Source organism: Rothia kristinae NBRC 15354, assembly GCF_001570865.1.
GTDB lineage: Bacteria > Actinomycetota > Actinomycetes > Actinomycetales > Micrococcaceae > Rothia > Rothia kristinae.
Window position 1 is genome coordinate 79,405 of the sequence record NZ_BCSM01000002.1, and the last position, 14,492, is coordinate 93,896.

The 14,492-nt window shown below is 72.0% G+C and carries 16 protein-coding genes; 10 read left to right on the forward strand and 6 right to left on the reverse strand.

Annotated features, from left to right (window positions below):
* The first annotated feature begins 31 nt into the window (after nt 1–31).
* The 5 genes from KKR01S_RS01630 (at nt 32) to KKR01S_RS01650 (ending at nt 4,031) form a co-directional block, all read left to right on the forward strand.
* Nucleotides 32–919: a CE1759 family FMN reductase gene (locus tag KKR01S_RS01630; RefSeq protein ID WP_099049700.1), complete on the forward strand. Its 888-nt coding sequence runs from the start codon at nt 32–34 to the stop codon at nt 917–919.
* A gap of 69 nt (nt 920–988) precedes the next feature.
* Complete coding sequence (locus KKR01S_RS01635) at nt 989–1,267, forward strand: PLD nuclease N-terminal domain-containing protein (protein ID WP_064725048.1); 279 nt, start codon at nt 989–991, stop codon at nt 1,265–1,267.
* A 15-nt stretch (nt 1,268–1,282) separates the two neighbouring features.
* Nucleotides 1,283–1,837: a CPBP family intramembrane glutamic endopeptidase gene (locus KKR01S_RS01640; RefSeq protein ID WP_058731399.1), complete on the forward strand. Its 555-nt coding sequence runs from the start codon at nt 1,283–1,285 to the stop codon at nt 1,835–1,837.
* Nucleotides 1,838–1,886: 49 nt separating this feature from the next.
* Complete coding sequence (locus KKR01S_RS01645; RefSeq protein WP_058731398.1) at nt 1,887–3,311, forward strand: sensor histidine kinase; 1,425 nt, start codon at nt 1,887–1,889, stop codon at nt 3,309–3,311.
* Nucleotides 3,312–3,368: 57 nt separating this feature from the next.
* The gene (locus KKR01S_RS01650; protein WP_081046298.1) at nt 3,369–4,031 is read left to right on the forward strand and encodes a LuxR C-terminal-related transcriptional regulator; all 663 of its coding nucleotides are present in this window, start codon (nt 3,369–3,371) and stop codon (nt 4,029–4,031) included.
* Nucleotides 4,032–4,483: 452 nt separating this feature from the next.
* On the opposite strand, the gene KKR01S_RS01655 is transcribed toward KKR01S_RS01650, so the two are convergent.
* Nucleotides 4,484–5,506, reverse strand: coding sequence for a serine hydrolase (locus KKR01S_RS01655; RefSeq protein ID WP_061225134.1), 1,023 nt, complete (start codon nt 5,504–5,506; stop codon nt 4,484–4,486).
* A 331-nt stretch (nt 5,507–5,837) separates the two neighbouring features.
* Between KKR01S_RS01655 and KKR01S_RS01660 the strand changes: the two genes are divergently transcribed.
* The 4 genes from KKR01S_RS01660 (at nt 5,838) to KKR01S_RS01675 (ending at nt 9,008) form a co-directional block, all read left to right on the forward strand.
* Complete coding sequence (locus KKR01S_RS01660; RefSeq protein WP_058731396.1) at nt 5,838–6,374, forward strand: type 1 glutamine amidotransferase domain-containing protein; 537 nt, start codon at nt 5,838–5,840, stop codon at nt 6,372–6,374.
* Nucleotides 6,375–6,526: 152 nt separating this feature from the next.
* On the forward strand, nt 6,527–7,123 hold the full coding sequence (locus KKR01S_RS11435; protein ID WP_058731395.1) for a TetR/AcrR family transcriptional regulator: 597 nt from the start codon (nt 6,527–6,529) through the stop codon (nt 7,121–7,123).
* Between the two features lie 71 nt (nt 7,124–7,194).
* Nucleotides 7,195–8,601, forward strand: coding sequence for a galactokinase (locus tag KKR01S_RS01670; RefSeq protein WP_061225135.1), 1,407 nt, complete (start codon nt 7,195–7,197; stop codon nt 8,599–8,601).
* 212 nt (nt 8,602–8,813) lie between these two features.
* Nucleotides 8,814–9,008 (forward strand): CsbD family protein, encoded by a 195-nt coding sequence (locus KKR01S_RS01675; protein ID WP_058731393.1) that lies wholly within the window; start codon nt 8,814–8,816, stop codon nt 9,006–9,008.
* A gap of 479 nt (nt 9,009–9,487) precedes the next feature.
* Here the strand turns inward: KKR01S_RS01675 and KKR01S_RS01680 are convergent, their stop codons facing one another.
* On the reverse strand, nt 9,488–10,285 hold the full coding sequence (locus tag KKR01S_RS01680; RefSeq protein ID WP_058731392.1) for a rhomboid family intramembrane serine protease: 798 nt from the start codon (nt 10,283–10,285) through the stop codon (nt 9,488–9,490).
* A 194-nt stretch (nt 10,286–10,479) separates the two neighbouring features.
* Nucleotides 10,480–11,022 carry a peptidylprolyl isomerase gene (locus KKR01S_RS01685; protein WP_058731391.1) on the reverse strand — a complete coding sequence of 181 codons (543 nt, stop codon included), beginning with the start codon at nt 11,020–11,022 and terminating at the stop codon, nt 10,480–10,482.
* Nucleotides 11,023–11,252: 230 nt separating this feature from the next.
* On the opposite strand from KKR01S_RS01685, the gene KKR01S_RS11440 reads away from it, so the two are divergent.
* The gene (locus KKR01S_RS11440; RefSeq protein WP_058731390.1) at nt 11,253–12,155 is read left to right on the forward strand and encodes a hypothetical protein; all 903 of its coding nucleotides are present in this window, start codon (nt 11,253–11,255) and stop codon (nt 12,153–12,155) included.
* Between the two features lie 182 nt (nt 12,156–12,337).
* Here KKR01S_RS11440 and KKR01S_RS01695 read toward each other — a convergent pair whose 3' ends face one another.
* From KKR01S_RS01695 to KKR01S_RS01705, 3 genes are all read right to left on the reverse strand, one after another.
* A complete protein-coding gene (locus KKR01S_RS01695) occupies nt 12,338–12,727 on the reverse strand; it encodes a DUF3349 domain-containing protein (protein WP_081046267.1) in 390 nt (129 codons plus the stop codon).
* Nucleotides 12,728–12,806: 79 nt separating this feature from the next.
* The gene (locus tag KKR01S_RS01700) at nt 12,807–13,103 is read right to left on the reverse strand and encodes a hypothetical protein (protein ID WP_058731389.1); all 297 of its coding nucleotides are present in this window, start codon (nt 13,101–13,103) and stop codon (nt 12,807–12,809) included.
* 3 nt (nt 13,104–13,106) lie between these two features.
* Nucleotides 13,107–14,378, reverse strand: coding sequence for an inorganic phosphate transporter (locus tag KKR01S_RS01705; RefSeq protein WP_081046266.1), 1,272 nt, complete (start codon nt 14,376–14,378; stop codon nt 13,107–13,109).
* Between the last annotated feature and the right edge of the window lie 114 nt (nt 14,379–14,492).

Here is a 14,492-nt window from a genome sequence, read left to right on the forward strand (position 1 = left end):
ACGAGCAGACGGCAGCGAGGAGTTGACGGTGATGACGAGAGCATCGGAGAGGATCCGCCTGGTGGTGGTCTCCGCCGGGATGGGGGAGCCCTCCTCCACGAGCCTGCTGGGCGAGCGGCTGGCCGAGGCCTCCCGGGCCGCCCTGGAGGCCTCCGGGCTGGCGGTGCGCATCGAGCAGATCGGCCTGCGGGGCCTGGCCCACGGGATCGCGGATCACCTGACCATGGGCTTCCTCCCCTCGGGGAAGCTGGCTCAGGCGCTGGACGCGGTGCGCGCGGCGGACGCGGCGATCGCGGTGACGCCGACCTTCAAGGCGGGGTACACGGGGCTGTTCAAGTCCTTCTGGGACCTCACCGAGGACGGGGACATCGCGGGGACCCCGGTGCTGCTGGCGGCCACCGGCGGCTCGGCCCGGCATTCGCTGATGATCGACACGGCCCTGCGCCCCCTGTTCTCCTATCTGCGCGCGGACCTGGTGCCCACCGGGGTCTTCGCGGCCACGGAGGACTTCGGCGCGGATGCCGCCCTGCAGCAGCGCATCGATCGGGCCGGGGCGGAGCTGGCCCAGCGGGTGGCCTGGCGCGCCGGGACCGCGCTGGGCGCCCGGGACGACGCCGAGGACGTGCCGATCCCGGCGTCGGTCCCGGACGAGGACGCCGTACCCGCCGAACACGAGGAGGCTGGGCACGAGGGCGGCGCGCACCGGCCCGACGGCGCAGGATCTGCGAGTTCGGCGGCGGACGGCCCGATCCCGGACGCGCGGGCGGCCCGGGCGGTGGACTCGGAGCTGAACGCGGGCCAGGGTGAGAGCTTCCGCCCGGCCTCGGGACTCTCCGCGCTGAAGCTGACCCCGTTCGATCAGCTGCTGGGGGACCAGGCGCCGTCGTCCTCCTCGGGCGGGGCCCGGGCCGGGAAGTAGACCCAGCTCTACCCCGGTTCACACCCTCCCCCACTGTGCGGCCGGGGCGGCGCGAGAAGACTGGATGCCATGATCACCGACATCTTCTCCGCCACCCTGGCCGCCATGACCCTCCAGGAGTCCGCCCTGACCTGGGGGACCCTGGGAGTGATCGCGGCGGTCTCCCTGGGTCTGCTGGCCCTGCTGTTCGCGACCCTGGTCTCCATCGTCGCCTCCCCGCGCTACGCGGCGGGCGGCAAGGCCCTGTGGATCCTCGCGGTCTTCGCCTTCCCGGTGCTGGGGCCGCTGGCCTGGTTCATCGCCGGGCGCACCACGGGCCTCGACCGCTCCGCCGCCCCGGTGCGCTGACGAGGGGGACCCGCCATGACCGAGCACGTCCTGGGTACCCTCCCCCACGACGACGCCGCGGCCGGCGGGCGCACCACGGGCGGTCTCGCGGCGTGGCTGGGTCTGGTGGCCCCGCAGCGCTCGCTGCACCACCTGTGGTGGGAGGTCCCGCTGGCCCTGCTGGCGCAGGGTCTCGTGCTGGCCGTCTCCGCGTCGGTGCTGCTGACGGAAGGCGTGCCCGCCCGGGATCCCGCGGGTCCGGCGTACCGGGAGATGCCCTGCGGGGTGTTCGTCCTCGGGGTGGTGCTGACCGTGGTGGCGGTTCCGCTGCTGCAGGAGCTGCTGCTGCGCCGCGGCCTCCTGGACTGGCTGCTCCCGCGCACGGGGGCGCCGGGGGCTGTCGCCCTGAGTGCTGCGGCCACGGCTCTGCTGCATCCGGTGCCGGTGCTGATGCTCCCGGCCGCGGTGGGCGGACTCGCCTGTGCGCTGTCCTACCGCTGGCACGCCAGCCTGTGGGCCCCGTGGATCCTGCACGCGGCCCTGACCGCCCCGCTCGCCGGGGCCACGCTCGTCGTCCTGCTCGCCCCGTGATCCCGATGCCGACCACCGACCCCCTGCACCGCGGGGAGAATGGACCACGATGAGAACCAGCCTGTGGCGGTGCCTGGCCCGGCCCGCGTACCTCTTCTCCGCCGCCCCGTGGGCGGCGCTGCTCGCCCTGATCACCCCGCCGGTAACGCTGCTCCTGTGCACCGGGATCGTGGTGTTCGTGCCCATCCTGGTGCTGGGCGGGGAGACGGCGGTGCCCCCGGTGGTCACCGCCATCTTCGGCCTGCTCATCCTGGTCAGTCCCCTGCTGCTGCTGGCCCTCGCCCCGGCCGGCGCCGTCTGGTACGGGCACGTGCAGCGGTGGCTGCTGCGCATGCTCGGCTTCCGCGGGGTGTCCAACGCGCACGTGCCGCTGCCGGTGCGGCCCGTGAAGCGGTGGTTCTCCGTGCGGTACCGGGAGCCGGCCACGTGGCGGGAGGTGCTGGCCAGCGTCATCGACGCCGTCGCCGCCGTGCTGTTCACCCTCCTGCTGGGCGCGGAGGCCTTCGTGCTGGGGGTGTGCGCCTTCTGCGCCGGGTACCTGGGGATCTACCGGGCGCCCCTGGAGGACATGACCGGCGCCCCGTGGCGGCTGCGCATCGTGGACGGGGAGCTGACGGGCAGCTCCGCCTCCTACACCCCGGAGGACTGGTGGCGCTTCGCCGCCGCCGGGCTGGTGGCGCTGCTGATCTTCGGGTACCTCAACGGTCTGGTGGCCGCCGCGTGGGCCTCCCTGACCAAGGCGCTGCTGGCCCCGCGCCCGGAGGAGATCCAGCGGCAGGTGGACCGGCTGACCTTCTCCCGCGCCGCCATCATGGAGTCCTTCGAGGCGGAGCGGCGCCGGATCGAACGGGACCTGCACGACGGCGTGCAGCAGGAGCTGGTCAACCTCAGCCTGCGCCTGGGCATGGTGCAGATGGAGCTGGGAACCCTGAGCGCCGAGGGCGCCCGGACCGGGCCGGCGCAGCGGCAGCTGGCCCAGGCGCAGGAGCAGACCACCCACGCCCTGCAGACCCTGCGCAACACGGTCCGCGGGATCTACCCGGCCGTCCTGGAGGATCACGGGCTGCGGGCGGCCCTGGAGGAGCTGGCCAACAACGCGCTGCTGCCCACGGAGCTGACGTGGGCGGCGTGCGCGAAGCTGCCGCCCGACGTCGAGCGCACCGCCTACTACGCGGTCAGCGAGGCCATGACCAACGCGCTGAAGCACTCCGCGGCCACCCGGCTGCGCATCACCGCGCACACCGCGCAGGGGGCGCTGACGGTGCAGGTGCACGACGATGGGCAGGGCGGGGCGGACGCCGCCCGCGGCTCCGGGATCAGCGGACTGGACGAGCGCGCCCAAGCCCTCGGCGGCTCGGTCACCGTGGACTCTCCGGTGGGCGGGCCCACGGTGCTGCGGCTGTGGCTACCCTTGGTTGCGGAGCGTCCCGGGCACAGCCTGCCGTGGGGCGCCCCGCGGGTCACCCGGATCTGACCGGTTCCGGCGGTCGGCCCGCGCTCGCCGTCGTCCCCGTGGGAAAGGCCCCGTACCGTGCGCATCGTCCTCGCCGAAGACTCGACCCTGCTGCGCGAGGGCTTGGTGATGGTGCTGACCCGCATGGGCCACGAGGTGATCCGGCAGGTGGGCGACGCCCCGGGGCTGCTGGCGGCGGTGGCCGAGGAGCAGGGCCGGGAGGGCCTGGACGTGGTGATCACGGACGTGCGGATGCCCCCGGGCAACGCCTCGGACGGGCTGCAGGCCGCCCAGCAGCTGCGTCAGCGCTACCCGGGGCTGCCGGTGCTGGTGCTGTCCCAGTACATCGCGGCGGCCTACGCCCGGGAGCTGTTCTCCGCGGACTCCGCCGGGTTGGGGTATCTGCTGAAGGACCGGGTGGGGCGGATCGAGGATTTCTCTCGTGCCCTGGAGACGGTGGCCGGCGGCGGGAGTGTGATCGACCCGGACGTGGTCCAGCACCTGATGGGTTCGGCACGGCAGGATCAGCGTTCGGGTGCTCTGGAGCGGCTGACCCCGCGGGAGCGGGAGATCCTGCAGCTGATGGCGGAGGGGAAGTCCAACCAGGAGATCGAGGCGCAGCTGTTCGTCTCCTCGGCGACGGTGGCCAAGCACATCGGCAACATCTTCGACAAGCTGGGGCTGGACCCGGATACCGGCAACCGACGCGTGCGCGCGGTCCTCGCCTTCCTGCAGCGCTGAGGCGCGTGGCGGCGTCGGGGTGATGCCGCCTACGGGTACCGGGAGAAGTCGATGTCGGTCCAGTTGTAGGCGACGGTGAGATGGATCGGGGGATGAATCTCCTTGCTGACCCTCTCGGCGAGCCCCCGGAACCAGAGCGCCATCGCCAGCTCACCATCAGAGCTGTTGAATTCATCATCCCGTGCAGTTCGAACCACAGACTCGCCCAGGTGCGCAGATCCCTCTTCAGGTCATCAGGAAGGGCGATGAACCACTCAGCATCCTCGCGCTCCTCAACCCAGGAGATACCGGTGAACGGGTACTCATCCCATACGGGAGCCATGATCAGCTCATCGTCATCGATTTTCCTGACCCTCCAGGAGTGAATAATCTCCCTGATTCTGTTCAGCATCTCCCACTCCTCGTTCATCCTTGCCCTGGGGCTCTGTGTGTCCTGATCCTGTCCTGGTGCGTCAGGCGGCCTTGGCGCTGAAGTAGGCCTGCACGGCGTCGGAGGCCGCCTGCTGACCCGTCTGCTGGTCCGCGAACCCCTGGGAGACGACCGCGACGGCGTAGGCGTCCTCCCCCACGGTCACCACGGCGGAGGAGGTGATGTGCCAGGCCCCGGTGTCCTCCGGCAGCCATCCGTTCTTCACCGAGACGTCCGTGACCTTCCGCCCAGCCACCTCCTTCCCGGACATCACGCCCCCGCCCCAGTTCTGGGAGGAGTTATCCGGGGTCATCAGCGAGCGCAGGTAGTCCAGGTCATCGGCCTCCACCCAGTCCACGCCCTCGGCGATGCCGCGCATGATCTGCACCTGGTCCTGCGCCCACGTGCGGTCATCTCCCCAGGAGCCCTGCGAGCGGGTGCGCCGCACGCCCAGCTTCTCGTAGGTGGTGTTCAGAACCTCCGCGGCCTGCGGGTCCCGGTAGTCGACGATGCCGGAGGTGTCTGCGGCGGAGCCGGGCAGGTCCCCGGTGATGCTGCGCTGGGTGTCACCGAGCCCGAGGAACAGCTGCTGGGTCGCGGCGTTGTCTGAGTAGACGACGGACTGGGTCATCAGGTCCTTCTGGTGCTCCCCCAGCCGGCCACCCGCCTCCTTGGCTTGGCGCAGCACGGACAGGGCGATGGGGATCTTCACGACGCTGGCCTCGTAGCTCCACGTATCCGGGTGGTAGGCGTAGGTGCGGCCGGCGGCGACGTCGTAGGCGGCGAGGCTCAGCCGCGCGCCGTCGTACTTCCCGCTGACCTCGTCCAGCACGGCGGTCACGGCGTCCGAGGCCTCATCCCGCGGGGCCTGGGCGGCATCGGACACGGTGCTCTCGGCGGCCTGCCGCTCTGCCGTGGACGCCCCGCAGGCGCTCAGGGCGAGACCGAGCACGGCGGCCGAGCCCATTCCCAGGGCCCGACGCCGCGTGATCGGCCGGGTGCCCGCCGCCGGGGACGTCGCGGAGCGGGTTTTCTTCCCTCGGTTCGGGTCTGAGGTGTACTCCATCCGCTCAGCCTAGGGAAGTCGGTCGGGGTGGGTCCATGCCCCGGGGCGCCGGAATCCCCTCGACGCCGAGACCGCACTGTCTCGCCGAAACCGTACATAGGTGCCGAGACCGCACCCGTCGGGTACGGCTTCGGCACCTTCGTACGGTCTCGGCAGCGATGTACGGTCTCGACGCCGGAGGGCGGCGTCCTCAGCGCAGAGCGGACCCCCGTTCCCCGAGCCCCTGGCAGGGCCTAGTTTGGAAGCGGAACAGGCGGCGCCGCCCCGCCCGCGGGCCCAGCGAGTCCGGGAGCCGGCGAGCGCCGCACCTCACCGACCACGAGAGGACGTCATGGCTGACCTCACCGGAAAGAAGATCGCCTTCCTGCTCACCGACGGCGTCGAGCAGGTGGAGCTGACCGAGCCCCGCAAGGCCCTGGACGAGGCGGGGGCGCAGACCGTCATCGTCTCCCCCGCCGAAGGCACCCTCACCGCGATGAAGGGGGACTGGGACCACGCGGACACCTTCCCCGTGGACCAGCCGCTGGCCGAGGCGAAGGCCGAGGACTACGACGCCCTCGTGCTGCCCGGCGGCACCATCAACGCGGACACCCTGCGCATCCAGGACGGCGCCACGGACTTCCTCACCGCCTTCCTGGATGCGGATAAGCCCGTGGCCGCGATCTGCCACGCCCCGTGGCTGCTGGCCCAGGCCGACGTCGCCCGCGGCCACCGGCTGACCTCCTTCGAGTCCATCGCCGCGGATCTGAAGAACGCCGGGGCGCAGTGGGAGGACTCCCAGGTGGTCGTGGACGGCAACCTCATCACCAGCCGCAACCCCGGCGACCTCGAGGCCTTCTCCGCCGCGATCATCGACGCCCTCTCCTGATCCGAGGCTGATCCGACGGGACTGAGCGAGGGCAGGGCTGACCGAGGTCGGCCCTGCCCGACTCGCGTCCCGGCCGCCATCCCCGCAGGGCCGACCGAGCCATCCTCGCGGGATCGGCCGAGTCGCCCCGGCGGCCCGGATAGACTGCACGGGTGGCCCTGACCCGTGAGCGCATCCTCGAGACCGCCCGAGATCTGCTGCGCTCCTACGGCCTGGGGGACCTGTCCATGCGTCGGCTCGCGACCGAGCTGGGCGTGGCCCCCGGGGCCCTCTACTACCACGTGCGCAGCAAGCAGGAGCTGCTGAGCCTGCTGGCCACCCGGCTGCTGGCCGACACGACCCGGCCCGAGGAGATCCCGCAGGACCTCCGGGAGATCGCCGAGGAGCTCACCGCCACCGCCCTGAGCGTGCTCGCGGCCCTGACCGAGGTCACCGACGCCCCCGAGGTGGTCTCCGTGGCCCTGGCCCTGCATCCCGACTCCGTACCCCAGCGCGAGCGCGTCCGCCGTCTCCTGCTGGCCGCGGGCCTGACCCCGCGCCGCGCGCAGTGGGGTGCGCACCTGCTGCTGGCGAGCGTGCTGGGGCTGGCCCAGCAGGCCCAGGATCGCGCCCTGATGCTCGACGCCGGCCCCGATGAGTCCTCCCCCGCGGCCCGGGCGGACCGGGCGGCCGAGGAATTCGGGGTGCGCGCCGTCGTGCGCGGGCTGCTGCCGCACCCACCCGGCGGCCCCATGCCGCCGAGCACCTAGAATCGTCGGGGACCGCGGCGTCCCGACGCCGCATCTCCTCGCCCCCACGATCCAGAAATGAGTCCGCTTCGATGCCCCAGTCCCCCCAGCACGTCCTCGCCCGGTGGGCGCAGCTGCCGGACCACGAGCAGCACGTGCGCACGGTGACCCGGGCCTTCCGGGAGCGCTACGGCCAGGACCCGGACGGCGTGTGGTCCGCCCCAGGGCGGCTGAACCTGCTGGGCGAGTACGTGGACTTCAACGGCGGCAGCGCCCTGCCCACCCCGCTGCCGTACCGCACGCTGATCGCCGCCCGGCTGCGCACCGACGGCGTGCTGCACGCCGAGTCCCTGCAGCTGCCCGGGGCCCCGGAATCCCGGGTCGCGGACATCGCCCCGGGCACGGTCTCCGGGTGGTTCAGCTACGTCGGCGGCGTCGCCTGGGCCCTGAACCGGGAGGGCGGGGCGGATCTGGCCCTGCCCCCGGATTTCGGGGCGGACCTGCTCATCGACTCGACGGTGCCCGTGGGCGGCGGGCTTTCCTCCTCCGCGGCCCTGCTGGCGGCCACCGCGCTGACCCTGCTGGAGCTGTCCTGCCCGCTGCGCGCCCCCGCCGGCCTGCCGGGCCTGCCGGTGGGCGGGTGCTCCCCGGACGACGACGCCCTGCGCGCCCGCCTGGCCCAGGTCTGTATCACCGCGGAGAACCGGGTGGCCGGGGCCCGCACCGGCGGGCTGGACCAGACGGCGGCCCTGCGCTCGCTGCCCGGTCAGGCCGTGGCCATCGACTTCCGGGACTTCTCCCTCCAGCCGGTGCCGGTGGATGCCGCCGCGGCGGGCCTGGCCTTCCTGGTCATCGACACCAACGCCCCGCACGATCTGGCCGATGGTCAGTACTCGGCGCGCCGGCAGGCCTGCGAGACGGCGGCCCGCGCCGCCGGCGTCGAGCATCTGCGGGACCTGCTGCCGGAGGAGCTGGGCTTCCCCGAGCTGAACGCGCAGGAGGCTCGGCGGGCCCGCGAGCGCGCCGTGGACGACGCCCTGGCGCGGCTGCGGGAGGTGCCGGGGCTGTCGGAGCAGGTGGAGCCGGTGGTGCTCACCGGGTGGATCCGCCACGTGTTCACGGACATGGCGCTGGTGGAGCGGGCCCGCGCCCTGTTCACCCGCCGCTTCCCGGCCGATCCGCGGCAGCACCCCGAACAGGTGCGGGCCGTGTGGGAGGAGTTCGGGCAGCTGTTCACCACCTCCCACGCCTCGATGCGCGATGACCTGCAGGCCTCCCGCCGGGAGCTGGACGTCGCGGTGGCCACCTGCCTGGAGCACGGCGCCCTGGGGGCTCGGCTCGTGGGCGGCGGCTTCGGCGGGGCCGTGCTGGCCCTGGTGGAGGCCGACCGGGTGGAGTCCACGGCCCAGGCCGTCGCGCAGGCCTTCGCCGCGCGGGACTTCGCCGCCCCGGTGTTCCTGCCGCTGGCCCCGGGACGGCCGGCCCACCGGGACCGCTGAGCACCGGTTCGACGTCAGCACCGCTGAACACCGGGACCGCCGAGCACCGGCCCGACGCCGGGTTCGCGCGGGCTCGTGTCTGCCGGTCGTGAACACGGGCCCGCGCGGCAGCGCTGAGGTTCACAGCACACCCGCGGTGGCCTAGGGTGAGGAATCAACAGGTGGTCCGCACCGCATACCGAGGGGACCATCGCCTCACGAAAGGAGCCACCATGGGTATCGAGGACAAGGCCGAGAACAAGGGCCAGGACTTCGCCGGCACCGCCAAGGAGAAGGTCGGCGAGGCCGTGGGCAACGACGATCTGAAGAACGAGGGCAAGGCCGACCAGCTCTCCGCCGCCGTCAAGGACGGCGCGGAGAAGGTCAAGGACGCCGCCCGCAACATCGGCGAGAAGTTCAAGAAGTGAGCTGACTCCCCGCGTTCGGGAGCGCCGTCGCGGCACCCGCGTCTGCAGACGCCGGGACCGTGACGGCTCCCGCCGAGAAGGCCCGCGATCGAGGCCACCCCCGGGTGGCTCCGGTCGCGGGCCTTTCGTCGTCTCCGGGGATCGGGGGCTGTCGCCCACCGCGCGGCGAAGACCCGACGCGGGTCCGGGGCCTGCCGGCGGGAATCACAAGAATCCCGGCTCGGGCCGTCCACCGCTCTCCCCACCCGTGCAGAAAAGTTATCCACAGGAGTGGACAAGTCTGTGGGTTTCCGGCCGGCAGGCGGTCATCCGGCCCGATCTTCCGCGGATCTCGGCCATCCACAGGGGTGCCTGCGACGGTGGAGTGACACCCGTGTAGTTATTAACAGCTGTGGACAGACCCTGTGGAGAACCCTCCCCACCCCCAGGATTCGTGTAATCACAAGAATCTCAGGGCCGGACCCGCCGCCCCGGAGCGGCTAGCGCAGCCGACGCCGTCGGGCCCGCAGCCGCGGGGAGGCGACGTCGAACAGCAGGGCCGTCAGCGCCCCCACGATCAGACCGCCCACATGGGCCTGCCAGGAGATCCCCGGGACCACGAACCCGAAGACCAGGTTCACCGCGATCAGCACCACCAGTCCCCCGGTCTCCCCGCCCCGGAAGCGGGTCCAGGCGAAGAAGGCGCCGAACAACCCGAAGATCCCGCCGGAGGCGCCCACGACCCACGTGCCCGGGGAGAGCAGGTACACCGCGGCGGATCCGCCCAGCACGGACAGCGCGAACACGACGGCGTAGCGCCAGGACCCGAGGCGCGGCTCCAGCGCCTGGCCCACGATGTAGAGGCTGTACATGTTCAGCAGCAGGTGGGTGAGGGAGCCGTGCACGAAGGCGCTGGTGAGCATCCGCCACGGCTGCACCGCGGTCAGCGCGGGATGGTACGCCAGCTGCGCGGTGATCCGATCCCCCGTGACCACCTGCAGCAGGAACACCACCACGCAGACACCGATGATCCCCCACGTCACCGGCAGCACCCCGGCCCGCGGGAACAGCCCGGCCCCGCCCCCGCGCCGAGCGCCCCCGGCGGCCTGCTGCGCCTGGTGCACGCAGTCCACGCACTGCACGCCCACCGGCGCCTGCACCTGGCAGGAGGAGCAGACGGGGCGCCCGCAGCGGGAGCAGCGCACGTAGGCGGGCCGGTCGGGGTGGCGGGGGCAGACGGGCACCTCGCCGGGCTGATCCTCGATGCGCTGCCCGTACCGGGGCGGGTCCTGGTCCATGGGGTCTCCTCGTGGGTCGATGGGTCCCCGCCGGGAAGCGGGGGGAGCGTGCGGATACGGCTCAGGCCCACCCGCGAGCGCGGATGGGCCTGGAAGCGTGGGCGGCGCCGGGCCCGGGGCTCACGCGGCGCGGCTCCCGGAAAGCGGGAGACGGCGCGCGGCGCCCGGGCGGCGTCGTGCGGGTGCGGCTGGTGCTACAGCTGCTTGATGTCGATGGATTCGATGACGACGTCCTCCACCGGCCGGTCCATCATGCCGGTGGCCACGCCCTCGATCTCGTCGACGACCTTCTTGGAGTCCTCGTCCGCGACCTGCCCGAAGATGGTGTGCTTGCCCTGCAGCCAGGTGGTGGGCACGGTGGTGATGAAGAACTGGGAGCCGTTGGTGCCCTTGCCGCCGCGGGTGCCGGCGTTGGCCATGGCCAGCATGTACGGCTCGTTGAAGTCCAGCTCGGGGCTGATCTCGTCGTCGAACTGGTACCCGGGGCCGCCGATGCCCTGGCCCAGCGGGTCCCCGCCCTGGATCATGAAGTCCCGGATGATGCGATGGAAGATCACGCCGTCGTACAGCGGGGTGTTCTTCTTCTCCCCGGTCTTGGGATCGGTCCACTCCTGCGAGCCGTCCGAGAGGCCGATGAAGTTCTTGACGGTCTTCGGCGCGTGGTTCCCGAACAGATCCACCACGATGTCCCCGTGGTTGGTGTGGATGGTCGCTTGCGCGGTGGGGTTAGCAGTCATGCTCGTCATCCTCCCACGCGCGCGCGAGGCCGCCCAAGATCTTTCCGCCTTGAGTGAAAACGACGACGGGCCGGTGCCGCCTCCGCGCGACACCGCGGCGTCCCAGCCCATAAGCTGGTGACGGACGACAAGTGACGCGGTGCCGTCCCGCCGGTGTTACCCCGGCGGATACGCGCGACACGTCCGGGGAGAGGCCCCGGCCGCACCGCGTCCGCAAGGAGGGATGACTCGTGGCGTGCCACCAGAAGAAGGCTGAGAAGAAGGCCAAGGAAGCCCAGAAGCAGGCGGCCAAGAAGGCGAAGAAGGCCCAGAAGGTCGTCAGCTCCCGCTTCCAGGACCAGGCAGAGAAAGCCCAGGATCTCGCCCAGGGCCTCGGCGCCAAGCTGCAGGACCAGGCCGACAAGGCCAACCACTGGGTGCAGAAGGAGGTGACTCCGCGCGTGCAGGAGGGCCTGGACAAGGCCTCCCCCGCCGTGGAGAACGCCGTCGCCAAGGGCCGGGCGCAGGCCGGTGCGGCCGCCGCGACCCTGGCCCAGAAGCTGGACTCCGTGGACGCCGGCGATGACCGCGTGGAGGCCCTGGCCCAGAAGCTCACCGGGGACAAGAAGGCCGTGAAGAAGTACCAGAAGCAGGCCGTGAAGTCCGCGAAGAGCTTCGCCAAGGAGCAGAAGAAGGCCCAGCGCAAGTCCCACAAGGGCTGGCTGGTCTTCGGGCTGCTGGCCGCCGGCACCGCCGCGGCCGTGGCCGCCTGGCGCGCCTCCCGCCCCGTGGAGGATCCGTGGAAGACCCCGGCCGACGCCGCCCAGCCGGCCAAGGACCAGTCCTCCCGCCCGGCCGCCCCGGCCAAGCCCGCCGAGGAGACCGCCGCGGATTCCCAGGCCGGCTCCGCCGGGAAGTCCACGCTGAAGGATCAGCAGGTGACCAAGCCGGCCTCCGCGAAGGCGCCCTCCAACCAGGAGGTCTCCGAGCACGTGGATGCCAAGGACACCAGCCACCCCGGCCCGGGCGCGCCCCTGAACAAGGCGGCCACCCCGGACCCCAAGAAGGCGGACACCGCCAAGCCCGCCGAGGTCAAGGACTCGCAGAAGTCCGGCGCCAAGAGCCGCGAGAACGTGGAGGGCAAGGAGGCCTGAGCCTCCTGACCTGATCCCACGGCCTGCCCGGCCGCGCGACAACGCCGCCGCCCCCTCATCCTCAGATGAGGGGGCGGCGGCGTCTCTTATGGGGTCCAGAGCGCGACGGCGACGCGCTGCTGCGGCCGGCGCGCCAGGGCGGGGTGTCCCTCCGCTGCGTCGAGCGGGGCGCTCGACGGGGCTCAGGCGCCGTCGTCGTCCTCCCGGTCGTCGTCATCCGGGGAGCCGGGCCGGCCCTCGCCCGCGGCACCCAGGCTCGGGCCCTCGTCATCGTCGTCCTGCGGGTCTTCCGGGTCCTCCGCCCGGCCGAGGGAGCGCAGGTTGTCCTCCACGCGGCGCACGTCGGTGGGAGAGGGCATCTCGTCGGTGACCTTGGTGATCTCCACGCCGATGTCCACGGAGTCGGCGGGCACCAGACCGGCCGCGGCCAGCTGGCGGGTGACGTCCTGGATCTCCTCCTCGCCGAGGCGGCGGCGCAGCACCGCCATGAGCGGGATGTAGTCCTGGGAGGGCATCCCGTGCGGGTAGCCGGCACGCAGCCACTGGATCAGCGAGCTCACGAAGTTGGGCACTGGTGTCCCCCGTCCTCCCGCGCGTGGCGGCGGGTTCCGATGTCGACGGCGGGAGCGTCTCCTGATCCCGCGGGGCGCGTCACTTCTTGGCGGCGCCCAGCAGGTCGAACCCGGTGGTGTGGTAGATGAAGTCCTTGGCGATCCACAGGATGCCGAGGAGGATGATCGCCGCGATCAGGGCGAAGATCGCCCCGGAGATCGCCCGCAGCACGGGGCTGGCGGGCGCGGTCTGCACCACGGTCCCGTCCGGGCGGGTCTCGGTGCTCCCGGCGGAGATCCGCATCGCGAGGGCGAACAGGGCGGGCATCCCCGCGCCGAGCACAAGCCCGGCGATGGTCACGGGGAGGAGGTTGGCGATGAGGGAGAGCATCTCCATGGGTCAGGCTCCGTGCTTCTGCTGGCGGCGGGACGCGGTGGCGCCCACGGGGGTGAGGTGGTCCTGGTCGAGGATCTCCCCGGCGGCGGCCGAGACCATGGGGCGATCCGGGCCGTTCTCCACGGACAGGGCGGCCTCGGTCTCCCAATCGGCGTTGACGTTGCCGGAGTCCACCGGGTTCTTCCGGGAGTGGCGCCACATGTACCCGGCCAGGGCGGCCATGATCAGGAAGACGACGCCGGTGCCGACCAGCTGGTTGCTGACCAGGGACACGCCGTGGGCGATCAGCCAGCACACCGCGCCGACCGCGGCGGCCGCGGGCAGCGTGATGACCCAGGCCACCGCCATCCGCCCGGCCACGCCCCAGCGCACGTCCGCGCCCTTGCGGCCCAGGCCGGTGCCGAGGATGGATCCGGTGGCCACGTGGGTGGTGGACAGGGCCATCCCGAAGTGGGAGGAGGTCAGGATGATCGCGGCCGAGGCGCCCTCGGCGGCCATGCCCTGCGGGGAGTCGATCTCCACCAGGCCCTTGCCCAGGGTGCGGATGATCCGCCAGCCGCCCAGGTAGGTGCCCAGGGCGATGGCCCCGGCGCAGGAGAGCTTGACCCAGAACGGGATGTCGGCGGAGGGATCGATCGCGGAGGAGGCCACCAGGGCCAGGAAGATCACGCCCATGGTCTTCTGGGCGTCGTTGGTGCCGTGGGCCAGGGAGACCAGGGAGGCGGTGCCCACCTGGCCCCAGCGGAAGCCGCGCTCCTTCTGCTGCTCCCCGACCCGGCGGGTGAAGCCGTAGATGAGGGAGGTGCCCACGGTGGAGATGAGGCAGGCGATGACGGGTGCGGCCAGGGCCGGGATGATGACCTTGGCGACGATGCCGGACCACAGCACCCCGGAGACCCCGAGACCGGCGATGGTCGCGCCGATCAGCCCGCCGAACAGGGCGTGGGAGGAGCTGGAGGGCAGCCCCAGCAGCCAGGTGAGCAGGTTCCACACGATGCCGCCGACCAGGCCGGTGAACACGATGAGGATCAGCCCGTCCCCTTCGGCCATCTTGAGGTTCACGACCTCCTTGCCGACGGTCTTGGCGACCTCCACGGACAGGAAGGCGCCCACGAGGTTGAGCACCGCGGACAGGGCGACGGCGACCTTGGGCTTGAGCGCCCCCGTGGCGATGGAGGTGGCCATCGCGTTGCCCGTGTCGTGGAAGCCGTTGGTGAAGTCGAAGACCAGCGCCGTGATGATCACGATCGCGAGGATGATGAGTTCTGGGGTCACGGATCGATTATGCCGCCGCGCGGACCGGACGCGAGGCCCGCCAGGGTGAACTTCAGATGAACTTCGCGGCGCGAAGCTGGACACCGCAGCGAGTCACATGGTCGGCGTCACAGC

Excerpts from the sequence above, each read along its gene's own strand:
- KKR01S_RS01670 (WP_061225135.1), top strand. The coding sequence starts at position 7,195 with ATGCCCCAGTCCCCCCAGCACGTCCTCGCCCGGTGGGCGCAGCTGCCG.
- KKR01S_RS01660 (WP_058731396.1), top strand. The coding sequence starts at position 5,838 with ATGGCTGACCTCACCGGAAAGAAGATCGCCTTCCTGCTCACCGACGGC.
- KKR01S_RS01635 (WP_064725048.1), top strand. The coding sequence starts at position 989 with ATGATCACCGACATCTTCTCCGCCACCCTGGCCGCCATGACCCTCCAG.
- KKR01S_RS01700 (WP_058731389.1), bottom strand. The coding sequence starts at position 13,103 with ATGGAGATGCTCTCCCTCATCGCCAACCTCCTCCCCGTGACCATCGCC.
- KKR01S_RS01685 (WP_058731391.1), bottom strand. The coding sequence starts at position 11,022 with ATGACTGCTAACCCCACCGCGCAAGCGACCATCCACACCAACCACGGG.
- KKR01S_RS01655 (WP_061225134.1), bottom strand. The coding sequence starts at position 5,506 with ATGGAGTACACCTCAGACCCGAACCGAGGGAAGAAAACCCGCTCCGCG.
- KKR01S_RS01680 (WP_058731392.1), bottom strand. The coding sequence starts at position 10,285 with ATGGACCAGGACCCGCCCCGGTACGGGCAGCGCATCGAGGATCAGCCC.
- KKR01S_RS01640 (WP_058731399.1), top strand. The coding sequence starts at position 1,283 with ATGACCGAGCACGTCCTGGGTACCCTCCCCCACGACGACGCCGCGGCC.
- KKR01S_RS01675 (WP_058731393.1), top strand. The coding sequence starts at position 8,814 with ATGGGTATCGAGGACAAGGCCGAGAACAAGGGCCAGGACTTCGCCGGC.
- KKR01S_RS01630 (WP_099049700.1), top strand. The coding sequence starts at position 32 with ATGACGAGAGCATCGGAGAGGATCCGCCTGGTGGTGGTCTCCGCCGGG.
- KKR01S_RS01645 (WP_058731398.1), top strand. The coding sequence starts at position 1,887 with ATGAGAACCAGCCTGTGGCGGTGCCTGGCCCGGCCCGCGTACCTCTTC.